Origin of the sequence: Streptococcus sp. SI1, assembly GCF_030439945.1 — a bacterium.
GTDB classification, from domain to species: Bacteria; Bacillota; Bacilli; order Lactobacillales; family Streptococcaceae; genus Streptococcus; species Streptococcus intermedius.
This window is the reverse complement of sequence record NZ_JAQFJE010000003.1, coordinates 188,788-201,619: the sequence shown is the minus strand read 5'-3', so window position 1 is coordinate 201,619 and position 12,832 is coordinate 188,788. Positions and strand designations below refer to the sequence as shown.

The 12,832-nt window shown below is 33.5% G+C and carries 7 protein-coding genes and 1 pseudogene; 7 read left to right on the top strand and 1 reads right to left on the bottom strand.

Annotated elements, in window-relative coordinates:
* The first annotated feature begins 10 nt into the window (after positions 1–10).
* The 7 genes and pseudogenes from PCY10_RS05200 to PCY10_RS05170 form a co-directional block, all read left to right on the top strand.
* Positions 11–2,659 carry a valine--tRNA ligase gene (locus PCY10_RS05200; protein WP_021003035.1) on the top strand — a complete coding sequence of 883 codons (2,649 nt, stop codon included), beginning with the start codon at positions 11–13 and terminating at the stop codon, positions 2,657–2,659.
* A gap of 7 nt (positions 2,660–2,666) precedes the next feature.
* The gene (locus PCY10_RS05195) at positions 2,667–3,056 is read left to right on the top strand and encodes a hypothetical protein (RefSeq protein WP_301558935.1); all 390 of its coding nucleotides are present in this window, start codon (positions 2,667–2,669) and stop codon (positions 3,054–3,056) included.
* Between the two features lie 67 nt (positions 3,057–3,123).
* Positions 3,124–5,940, top strand: coding sequence for a hypothetical protein (locus tag PCY10_RS05190; protein ID WP_020998975.1), 2,817 nt, complete (start codon positions 3,124–3,126; stop codon positions 5,938–5,940).
* A gap of 158 nt (positions 5,941–6,098) precedes the next feature.
* Complete coding sequence (locus PCY10_RS05185; RefSeq protein ID WP_021003034.1) at positions 6,099–10,586, top strand: hypothetical protein; 4,488 nt, start codon at positions 6,099–6,101, stop codon at positions 10,584–10,586.
* A gap of 148 nt (positions 10,587–10,734) precedes the next feature.
* The gene (locus PCY10_RS05180; protein WP_003070190.1) at positions 10,735–10,896 is read left to right on the top strand and encodes a DUF6290 family protein; all 162 of its coding nucleotides are present in this window, start codon (positions 10,735–10,737) and stop codon (positions 10,894–10,896) included.
* An 81-nt stretch (positions 10,897–10,977) separates the two neighbouring features.
* Positions 10,978–11,124: a hypothetical protein gene (locus PCY10_RS05175; protein ID WP_020998973.1), complete on the top strand. Its 147-nt coding sequence runs from the start codon at positions 10,978–10,980 to the stop codon at positions 11,122–11,124.
* 211 nt (positions 11,125–11,335) lie between these two features.
* Positions 11,336–11,611: pseudogene (locus PCY10_RS05170) on the top strand (cell filamentation protein Fic); the annotation flags it as partial.
* A 204-nt stretch (positions 11,612–11,815) separates the two neighbouring features.
* Here PCY10_RS05170 and cysK read toward each other — a convergent pair.
* The gene (gene cysK / locus PCY10_RS05165; RefSeq protein ID WP_301558934.1) at positions 11,816–12,745 is read right to left on the bottom strand and encodes a cysteine synthase A; all 930 of its coding nucleotides are present in this window, start codon (positions 12,743–12,745) and stop codon (positions 11,816–11,818) included.
* Positions 12,746–12,832: the final 87 nt, after the last annotated feature.

Below are 12,832 nucleotides of genomic sequence, written 5' to 3'. Positions count from 1 at the left end.
AGGATATATTATGTCAAAACAATTATCACCAAAATACAATCCAGCAGAAGTAGAAGCTGGGCGCTATCAGAAATGGCTTGATGAGGATGTTTTTAAGCCATCAGGGGACAAAAAAGCGCACCCTTACTCAATCGTGATTCCACCGCCGAATGTGACGGGGAAATTGCACCTTGGTCACGCTTGGGACACGACTTTGCAGGATATTATTATCCGTCAGAAGCGCATGCAGGGCTTTGACACGCTCTGGCTACCAGGAATGGATCATGCTGGGATTGCTACGCAGGCTAAGGTAGAAGCTCGCTTGGCTGAAGACGGCGTTTCCCGTTATGATCTTGGTCGTGAGAAATTCTTGGATAAGGTCTGGGAATGGAAAGACGAATATGCTGCAACTATCAAGGAGCAGTGGGGTAAAATGGGTATCTCTGTTGACTACTCACGTGAACGTTTCACTCTTGATGAAGGCTTGTCTAAAGCGGTCCGCAAGGTTTTCGTAGAACTCTATAAAAAAGGCTGGATTTATCGCGGCGAATTCATCATTAACTGGGACCCTAAGGCCCGCACAGCTTTGTCTGATATCGAGGTTATCCACAAGGACGTGGAAGGTGCCTTCTACCACATGAACTACATGCTGGAAGATGGCTCACGCAGTTTAGAGATTGCGACCACGCGTCCAGAGACCATGTTTGGAGATACGGCTGTCGCTGTCAATCCAAATGATGATCGTTACAAAGATCTGATTGGACAAAATGTAATCTTACCAATCGTTAATAAGCCGATTCCAATTGTGGCAGATGAACATGCTGATCCAGAATTTGGAACAGGTGTTGTTAAAATCACACCTGCCCATGACCCTAACGACTTCCTCGTTGGTCAACGTCATAACCTGCCACAAGTCAATGTCATGAATGATGACGGAACTATGAACGACTTGGCTGGTGAATTCTCTGGCATGGACCGCTTTGAAGCTCGTAAAGCAGTCGTTGCTAAGTTAGAAGAAACTGGTGCTCTTGTCAAAATCGAAAAACGTGTTCACAGTGTTGGTCACTCAGAGCGGACTGGCGTTATGGTCGAGCCACGTCTGTCTACCCAGTGGTTCGTTAAGATGGATCAATTGGCAAAAAATGCTATTATTAACCAAGAGACAGACGACAAGGTAGAATTTTATCCGCTACGTTTCAACGATACTTTCCTTCAATGGATGGAAAATGTGCACGACTGGGTAATTTCTCGTCAGCTCTGGTGGGGTCACCAAATCCCTGCTTGGTACAATGCAGATGGCGAAATCTATGTGGGTGAAGAAGCGCCAGAAGGTGATGGCTGGAAGCAAGATGAAGATGTCCTTGACACTTGGTTCAGCTCTGCTCTTTGGCCATTCTCAACCATAGGCTGGCCTGACACGGGCTCAGAAGATTTTAAACGTTATTTCCCAACATCAACGCTGGTAACGGGTTATGACATCATTTTCTTCTGGGTGTCTCGTATGATTTTCCAATCTTTGGAATTCACTGGTCGCCGTCCTTTCCAGAATGTTCTCATCCACGGACTTATCCGTGACGAACAAGGGCGCAAGATGTCTAAATCTCTCGGTAACGGCATTGACCCTATGGATGTTGTTGAAAAATACGGTGCTGATGCTTTGCGTTGGTTCCTTTCAAATGGCTCTGCACCAGGTCAAGACGTCCGCTTCAGCTATGAAAAGATGGATGCTTCTTGGAACTTCATCAACAAAATTTGGAACATTTCCCGCTATATTCTCATGAACAATGAGAGTCTTAGCCTTGATCAAGCTAGCGCAAACGTTGAAAAAGTTGTTGCTGGTACAGCTGGTAATGTGACGGACCGCTGGATTCTTCATAACCTCAACGAAACCATTGCCAAAGTCACCGAAAATTTCGACAAGTTCGAATTCGGTATAGCTGGTCATATTCTTTACAACTTCATCTGGGATGAATTTGCCGACTGGTATGTGGAGTTGACCAAAGAAGTCCTTTACAGCGAAGATGAGGCTGAAAAAGTTATTACGCGTTCGGTCCTCCTTTACACCTTGGACAAAATCCTGCGTCTTCTCCATCCTATCATGCCATTTGTAACAGAAGAAATCTTCGGTCAATACGCAGATGGTTCGATCGTGACAGCAGCTTATCCAACTGTTAATCCTGCTTTTGAAAATCAAACGGCGCATTCTGGCGTGGAAAGTCTCAAAGACCTGATTCGAGCTGTACGTAATGCGCGTACAGAAGTCAACGTAGCTCCAAGCAAACCTATCACCATCCTTGTCAAAACAAGCGACAGCAACTTGGAAGACTTCTTCAAGGGCAATGTCAACTACATCAAACGCTTCACAAACCCAGAAACACTTGAAATCAGCTCTGCCATTGCCACCCCAGAACTAACCATGTCAGCAGTTATCACAGGTGCAGAAATCTTTCTGCCGCTGGCAGATTTGCTCAATGTCGAAGAAGAACTAGCCCGCCTCAACAAAGAAGTGGTCAAATGGCAAAAAGAACTAGATATGGTTGGCAAGAAACTAAGTAACGAACGCTTCGTCGCCAACGCCAAACCCGAAATCGTCGAGAAAGAGCGACAAAAACAAGCTGACTACCAAGCTAAATACGATGCCACAGTGGAACGGATTAAAGAGATGGAAAAGTTGGGGTAGTGGCTAAATGAAAAATTTAGTTGAGATGATAACAATCTTACTGGGATTATTTACTTTATTTTTTGGAATTTTACAATGTTTTTGGCAAAAAAGGTTTGATGAAAAACTGCGAGTTTATAAAAACTATCTTGCAGTAGTTGCATTGTCAACTTTATCACCAGAAAAGCAAAGGGAAATTCAATTACAACAAAAACACATCCTTTCAAAACAAGAATTAGTTCTCTTTGCTCCTGAAGAAATTGTAGAATTAGCAAGGAAAATTGAACCTATAAATTTTGCTAAAAATAATGAACAAAAATATTTGGAATATTTAAAACTAATCAATCTCATGAGGATAGATTTGCAGAGATTTAATAAAAGAATTTCAGAGGAATCTCTTAGAAAGTTACTTGGTTAGCAACTTTTATAAGCACAGTTGAAAGACTGTGTTTTTTGGTATAATAATAAAAACGGGAGGTTGATTAGTGTTTAGTTTAGTAAAAATAGTATTATGGTTTATTTTTTTCTTTGCGTGGTTATTTGGTAAGTTGAGATGGAATGAAATTCGTACAACCTTTCAAGATTGGTTTCCATTTTTATATTTTATATATTTATTTTTGGTCGTTATACTGCCAGATAATGTTCAAGGATTTAATTTTATTGGTTTTGTAGTATTTTTCTTTTTTGTTATTTCAATTTATAAGGACTTTTTCCGAGGATTGAGATATTTCATAAGCCAATTGCGAGTTGGAAATAAATCTATTGAAAGATTTGATAAGATAAAAAGATATCTATTTAAAGAGAAATTAGAAGATGTTTCAGAATTCTTGCTAGCTATAGTTTTAATTGGACTTATGTATATCCAAATCAACTACGCTACTCCAACTATAAGCTTGGTTAATAAAAGTAATGTGGAATTACTAGGTTTTATTGTAAGCATTTTTGGTATGTATGGAATCTATATTGGTTTCTTGCAGTATCTAGCTGGTGACGTAAAATCAGATACCTATCTAGGGAAAAGTAAAGTTAATTATCTTATTGGACAATCATTTTGGTATCATGTAACACAATCAAAAATATTTATTTTGATGTTACTAGCCGCCATAATTATTCCAGTAACAGTAAAATTAAATACAGCTTTTATAAAGGAGCTTACCATACTGTGGCAGACTTCTTATATGCTATTGTTAGTTATTTATATTTTTTTACTAAGCATGAGTCTATATATTATCCGAGTTGCTTTACTGATGAAAACTAAGGATGATGAAAATCTAAAATACAACATGAGGAAACAGATTCAGGAAGATTATACAGAAACCTTTTGGTTGATTTATCGCAATAGAAGTGTATATGTGAATGATTTTCTTAAAAATAAGTTAACAAGAGATTTTGCTAAATTAGATGTAAATGAATACGAAGAATTTGTGACAAATATTTTTAATTTGGATTATTTTGATACTAGGAATTTATACTGGACCATTTTAAACAAAACAGAGAGAGGGTTTGAATTAACGAGAACTCAGAGGTTTCGTAATAAGCTTTTACTTGATGATAGATCATGGTTGGAAACTTATCAAGATAAGAACGAGTATGACTTAAGACAGGAGTGGAAAAGTTTTTATAAGTACTTTAGAACATTTATTTTTGAGAAATGGAAATTTTTAAAACAGTATAGAGATAATTTTTCTGTTGAAAATTGGAAAAATCTAATCTTAGAAGATTTAAAAATCATTGATAGGATTGTAACAAATGATCCAACATTAGAGTCTTTAAAAATTGAGTATCCAGAAAAAGGAGAGACTAGATTTGTACGATTTCATAGAGATGAGAACAATAACGTTAGAGAGTTTTTGTTTAAAGTATTAATTAACAAAGAAGATATAAATTTAGATGGTCTTTTTGAAGATGTAAAACAGGAAATACAAAATTATAAAGAAAATAAGACCGATCATTTTTATAGATATACATATGATTTTTTAAAATTTAGATTAGTAACAATTCTAGATAAGCATGAAAATGGAGATGTAAACATAAGTTTATCAGAATTTAAAAGACTGTCCGATTACGATGTGTTTCAAAATGGTCAACGAAATGATTATGAAAACAGTATGCTTTATTCTAAAATTTGTTTCAACTACTTAGATAGAGGAAGAATTGAAGATTTTAATCAAAGTAAAATTGAAAAATCGGGTAACGTTGAATTGAGAAAACAAAAAATTAAAAATTTAATCTTAAGTATGAATGAAGAATACCGATTAGCTTTTATGTTATATCAACTATTCTATACAGATCATACTCAGTGGGATGGTAATCTTGGATTTTATGATATAGGAATCACACAAATAATGAGTTATGATGAACAATATCACTATTATTTATTTAATCAAGCGAAAAAGATTATTATTTCTGAGACAGATATTGATCATCGTATTACTGAAAGCTTCTTAAAAAAGCTATGGGATACGAGAGATAATATGATTAAAGATTTTTCTTGGTTTGACCAATTTGGTGAACAACATTTAATGTCAGATTTTAAAATTTTGTACGTCCAATGGTTGTTAACAAGAAAAGAATACCCCCGTGCGGAGAGTAGATTTAATATTGAAAGGGAATTTCCTATTAAAGTATGCAAATCACTTGTTGGAAAAATAAAAGGAAAAGAAAATCGGAAGATTTCAGTTAAAGATTTGAAATGGAGAATTAGATATAAAAAAGAAAGGATTAGTTGTTTTTGCCGAGACTATTTATTATTAACAGATCAATTAACGACTATTTTTACAAAAGAATCTTATTCTCATAAACAAAATAATGTACAAATATCAGTTGAATATCTTTTGCATAGTGGTAAAGTGAATTTATCAGATGTCATAGATAATATATCTGTAGTCAGTTTATTTCGCTTGGAATGGATTTTAAGATGGAACTATTATCAATATACTAGGGAGTCTAACTACACTAGTAGAACATTTTTTGATACGATGACTTCTAATAGTCGCTATTATTGGTCTGGTGGAGATGGGATATTAGAATTTTACATTGTTAAAATTATTGATAATTTTTATCATGATTTATATCAAGATAGAGAGTTTATAGATGGTTTTAAATATCATTTAGAATCACAACTAAATTCATTGAATAAAACTGTTGAAGAATATGTAGAGTCAATTGCTAAGAAAATTTCTGGAATAAATAATATTTCAATTCTACAGAAAGGACAAATTCTCCTAAATCTGAATGATATTTTGCATTATCAGAGCAAATGGGTTGAATTAAAGCCAAAACGGAAATATCGTTATAAATAATGAATTTTTATAACAGGATGGTTGATTCTCTGCTGTATTTATTTTAAAGAAAAAATGGATTAACTGATTTATATAATCTTATAAGCAAGTCTAACTGCAAAGTTAGGCTTGTTTTTGATATAATGTAGGTGAATATATCATTAATAAAGAGGTGTCGTATGCCTTACGAATCAGGTGGAAGAGCGGGGAAATTAGGGAATAATTATGAACTAAATTGGATTGTTTTAAAATTAATTGATATTGTTTCCGAAAAAATTGAGGCTATTAAAATAGAAGCTATAGGTGAAGAAGAAGAGGGGGTGGACGTTTGGGTTAGATACTCTAATGGAATAACAGAAGCTCAACAATGTAAAGGAAGAAATGCTAGTAAAGATTATTGGACTTTGTCAGATTTAAATAGTCGTGGAATTTTGAAAAGTTGGAAATTGCATCTAAGCAGAGACTTGACAACAAAAGTTTCATTAGTTAGTCCACTTCCGTTTACAAACTTTTCTGATTTAATTTATAGAGCTAAGACTAATGATAATGCTCAGTCTTTTATTGATTATCAAGTCAATACATCTTCAGAGATTAAAAACTTATTTGATAACTATGTTAAGCATTTGGGATTTTCTAAGGAAAAAGATATTCGAAAAATTATAAATTTCTTAAGTAGAACGGTGATTAGACAAGAGCCATCTCCAGAAAATGAAGAATGTATTAGAGATAAAGTTAGTCAATATTTTATTGGTGATACTGTTAGCATAAAGTCAAAATTCATTGATTTAATTTCACGTGGTGAGATTTTTGGAAGATGGTTTACTCTTAGTGATTTAAATTCATTTTTAGCTAAAGAAAAAATTGAACTAAGAAATTTGGCACGTGATGATAGGATAGTCCCTAGAATAAAGATTTTAAATTATGAGTATAAAAATAGCTTTAAAACATTGGATTCTGGTCTAAAAATTCGCACACAATTTGATGAATGTAAGAAATATATTCAAGAAGGAAAATCGATGATCATTCACGGGAAAGCTGGAAATGGTAAAAGTGGTTTAACAGAAAATATTATTGATTGGTGTGATAAAGGTAATATTTTACACTTAGATTTAAAACTAGATTGTTATATTCCTGAGGATACAACACAAAGATGGGGAGAGAGATTGGGGTTTCCTGCTAGTATCAGTTATTGTTTGAACGCTTTTTCTAAAGAGGGAAATGCTGTTCTTATATTAGATCAATTAGATGCATTAAGATGGACAGCAAGAAATTCTAAAGTCTCACTTGCGACTTGTTTGGAGTTGATTCGCGAAATACGGAATCTTAACTCGGAAAGAGAAAACAAAATTTCAATTATTTTCGTTTGTAGAACTTATGATTTAGAAAACGATAACGGAATTAAGTCACTATTTGACAGAGAGCTAAAAAGTAATACTGAAACTTGGAAAAGAGTTGAAGTTAACGAATTAATGGAAAATGAAGTTGAGGAAATCTTAGGAAGTAAATATCATAGTTATCCAAATAAATTAAGACAGTTGCTAAAAACCCCTAGCAATCTCTACATATGGGAGCAAATTAATAACAAAGAAGAATACTATCAAATAACAAGTACATATAACCTAGTTGATAAATGGTGGAGAGATTTATCAGAAAAATGTCGGGAAGCCGATTTAAGTGAAGATGATCTGAATAAACTAAAAGAAAAGCTTGTAAATTTATTTACTGATATGGGTAATACCGTATTTAGTAAGAGAAGAGTTGCAGGAAACGAGAGGGCTTTACGATATTTAATTAGCCAGGGGATGCTAATAGAACGTTCAAACAAGATTTTTTTCGTTCATCAATCATTTTTAGACTGTTTTGTTGCAGATCGAATGTTTATTGATTATTACAATAACTGGGATATAAAAAGCATTATTGGAAATAAATCACAGCAAAATCCAACAAGACGCTATCAATTTCAAATTTTTCTTCAATTACTGTTAGAGGAGTCGGAAGAAGATTTTTTAGATTTTGGAGACGGGTTAATAAAAGGTAGCGATACTAGATTTAATTTCAAATATGTTTTCTTTGAAATTTTGGGAAGCATTCAAGAACCATCTAAAAAGATTTTAAATTATATAGGAGAGCTGATTCAAGAAACAGAGTATAGAAATCATTTGTTCCAAACGGTAATTAGTGGTCACCCAGCATATGTTAATTTTTTAATAAAAAAGAGAGTTTTACAAAAATTTTTAGATATCAATAAATCATTGGTAATTAATTTATTAAGTAGTATTTCTCCATATTACACAACTGAAACTACTCAATTTATAAAAGATTCTATAGAAAATTCTAACGATAAGAGCGAATGGGGTAGTTGTTTTAATAGTAACTATAATAATGACTCTGAAGACTTTTTTAATTTAAGATTACATTACTGGAGATATTATGCGGGGGATTCTAAGGGGAATATAGTATTCTATAATGATTATCGTAAGAATCTAAATAACTATAAAATTAAGATTATTTGCTTGTTGCTCGATAAATTTCAAGACTCTGATAATAGCAATAGATTTTATAGTGAATCAAAGAAATTCGATGAAGATTCCCATAATTATATAGATGAAAATTGTATAAAAATAGTCCAAATATTATTGCCTTATCTTAAAAAGTATTCCGAGAATAATTCTACTAAATACAATCTAGCCCTGAAAGAACGCGATAGCTTACAAATATATTACTTTCACTTATTACATGAAGTAAATAAGTATCTAATTTCAAAACATCCTGAGATTTTTTTTGAAACTTATAATAATTATATGGGAAAGGGTGATTATCTCTATAATGAAGTTATTTTAGATGCCTTGTATAATTTACCAGAGAGTTATTCTGATAATTGTATCGAATACTTATTGATTGATTTTAACAAAACACTCTTTGAAAAATCTCAAGGTTATGAAGAAAAATTGATTTTGGCCAAACGATTGATTTCTAAGGTCTCAAAGAGATGTTCATTAGAAATGTACGATAAACTTGAAGAACAAATTATTCATTATGTATCACCTGAGGCTAAACAAAGACTAGCAAGGAGAATTGAAACAAATAAATCTCAAAATGATGTTAGGGTTTATTGGCCGTTTTGGGGAGATTTACAGTATAGATTGCTATCAGTTTTACCGAAAGAAAGAATGAGTAAAGAAGCTATCGAATTACTAAAGGTATTAGAACGATCTAATAGTTTTTCTGATTCTTTTTATGACTCACATTGTGGAAGTGTAGTTTCTCCATTACAAGGTAAGAATATTTCTGCTAAATCTTGGAGAAATATTCTCATCAGTCCAAAAGGTGAGACTAAATGTAGATGGGATAGTGAGAGACACATATTTATTGAGTCTTCTCCTAGAGAATTGGCTACTGATTTTAGAAGTGCTGTTTCTAAAAATCCTAAAGAATACGTTTCTTTATTTTTAAACTTATCGTCTAATCATAAAATCAATGAACATTATATAGATGGTCTACTGAGGGGGATTGTAGACTTAGAAAAAATTCCAGATACTGTTTTAAGTGATCTTGAATTCATCCTACTAAATTTTGTAAATGAAAATAATTGGGAGAATCTTTATTATTTTTTCCAAGTTATAGAGAAGCACTCAGATATAGCATGGTCCGAGAAAGTTTTGGAAAGGCTTAATTATTATCTTAAGAAAACTGATTTAGATGCTCTTGATAAATTTCATGAAGCTAAGACAATGGAAGATTATGTGAGACAATCATATTCAACTTTAAGAGGATATGCGATTCATGCTTTCGACAAGTTAATAACAAATACACCGACACTTGTTTCATATTTTAGGGAGACAATTCTTTTATTGGCAAAAGATAAGACACACTATATAAGAATGAATTCTATTTTTCTCATCTCTACTATTTTAGATTTAGATAAAGAATTTGCTAAAGAATTATTTGAGTTGGTTTTTGATAAAGATAAAAGGATGTTAGCGCATTGGTATAGCGGTTACGTTGTTTATAGATTATATGATGATTATAGAGAAAGAATTCAGTTCTTATTGAAACTAGGTTTTGAGTCTACGGATCAACTCCTTGTAAAAAAGTCGTCCTCTTTGATTACAGAAATTTACTTAAATAAAGGAGATATGGAATCAACTGTATATAGTGGAAGTGGACTTCAAGCAGAAACTATTTGTCAGATGGCGATTGATTATTTAAAAGGGAAGAATTATAAAGAAAAAGCAAAGGAAATCATATTACATTATTTATCATATGATAATATTGATTTTGGAAAGATTTTACCACAGTTATTTATGGATAATTTATTAGACGTTGAAGAAGATAAGGAATTGATATTTAATTTACTAACTTCTAAACATAAAGGAAAGCTATATTATTATTTCTTAGAGTTTCTTGAAAAACAAGTATCCATTTCGAACTACGAAGAAATCATTTTTAAAACGGTAGCAAGTATTATATCTAAAGATACGAAATTAGAATCTGATCCTTATTATGCTAGGTTAATTGAAGAACATCTTTCTAAATTAATGCTGAATCTCTATGATGAGCATAAGGGAGATGATACAGCAGAACAGTGTCTAGATATTATTGATCAGATGTTTGAATGTGAATTTGGTAGCTCGCGGATGCTTATTAATGAATTAATGAAAAAATAAACTTTATTTATAGTTAATTACCCTAAGGTTTATATTCTTTTTGGCACCTTCTTCAAATAATAAGCCAAACATCCCATCCACCTTGTTTCCTGTTCCAAAATGTAGTAAAAGATAACTACAAAATAAAAATTTAAAAAGAAGTGATTTCATGGCTGTACCAACATCAGCCCGTTTGTTGGATGAGTTAAATAAAAAGCTAAGTTCATGGACAAATTCTCACAACATCAGTAAATCAGAATTTATTGCGCAGGTTTTGGCGGAAAAATTGGAAGAGCTTTATGATATACAAGAAGCTGATTTGGTTATGTAGAATGCCTTGACGATGGGCAAGTGACCTACTCTCATAAATGTTGATTTTCCTAAAGTACTGGGAAAATATCTGACAGGCAGTTTGCCTGATTATGTTCGCTTTCATGTAGGGGCTTACTGTATCATTGCCAAAGTTGATGACGAGGATTTTGTCATTATGAATGTTCATGCGATTAAGCGTTCAGATGTTTATAAGTTTAAAGGCAAAGGGCGAAAACAAATCTCCTAGAACAAGTCTAACTGCAAGGTTTGGCTTGTTTTTAGTATAATAGAATGTAATAATACTCTTCAACAATTAAAACTATACATTGTTGCCTTCTACATCCTATACTTCAGTATTGTCTGTGGATTGTCGCCTAGTCTAATTTTGATTTTTATTGAGTATAAGGCGGAGAATTTTTTTATAAAAATGTCTGGTATTGATTTTAACAAAGGAAAGTTCAGGCGTTTGGCAGATTCATCTTTTCTGAGAGGGAAATAATAGAACGATGATAGTTTTTCTAATCAATTGTTTACGTGAATTCGGTTTTGAAGTCTACAATACACTCTTTCAAAAACATGCTAAATTTTTCCGAGATATCTTGGCTTTGGATGATGTTAAAATTTTGCAGAGATGTCTCGAGTTTTTGACTGCATTTTGCGAAACTCTCTTACTTGATGGAGAAAATGACCTGTCTAGTGAGAAACTGTACCGAAAGTTAGGTTTGGATAAATAGAGAATCAAACTAACATCTGAGGGCAGAAAGGTTCCAACTATACATATCTGAAGTAGAGTATCTGAAATAATAAAGTTCCCTATATTTCCAACAAATAAGTCAACATTACTTCAACAAAAAAGCAGCTCAACAGTAGAGCTGTTTTTTAACCTATTTGCAAGTTTAAAATTGTGATTGGTCTTGCATTTACGGATGATCAGACATTTAAACTTCAACATTATAAAGATCTGTTGATAAATAGCGTTCGCCATTATCTGGAGCAAGAGCTAGAATTTTTTTACCCGTTCCTAGTTTTTGAGCTACTTCAAGTGCAGCATAAATAGCTGCAGCAGAAGAAATACCTACCAGAAAACCTTCTTGTCCACCGATACGCCGCCCAAGTTCAAGTGCTTGATCAGAAGTAACGCGAACAATACTGTCGTAAGCTTTAGTGTCTAGTGTTTCTGGGATAAAACCAGCAGAAATACCTTGAATCTTGTGAGGCCTAGGCTCCTCACCGGAAAGAATAGCGGATTCATCTGCTTCAACTGCATAAACTTGTATATCTGGATTGACTTTTTTGAGAGCGTGAGAAACACCAGAAATAGTACCGCCTGTGCCAACTCCTCCAACAAAGGCATCCAATCCTTTTTCACCGAAAGCAGCGATAATTTCTGCTCCTGTTGTTCTTTCGTGTATTTCTGGATTAGCTGGGTTGTTAAACTGAAGTGGTAGCCAGCCGTTTCGTTCTTTAGCAATTTCTTCAGCTTTGGCAATCGCTCCCGGCATTCCTTCGCTTCCGGGAGTTAGTACCAATTCTGCACCGTAAGCTTGGATAATTTTGCGACGTTCAACACTCATAGTTTCTGGCATGACAATAACAACCTTATAACCTTTTGCAGCACCAACCCAAGACAAACCAATTCCGGTATTTCCACTGGTTGCTTCGACAATGGTTGCACCTGGTTGAATCAAGCCCTCTTGCTCAGCAGTCTCAATCATGCTGAGAGCAATGCGGTCTTTGACGGACGACCCCGGATTGAAAGCCTCTAGTTTGACATAGACATCTGCTGCGCCTTCTGGAACCAGCTTGTTTAGCTTGACGATAGGAGTATTTCCGATGAGTTCTGTAATGTTATGATAAATTTGTGCCATAAATGATACCTCAATAATAGTGATAGAAACAGTATAAAACGAAAAGAAATCTTTGTAAAATATAAAAAAACTATCAATACGATAGCT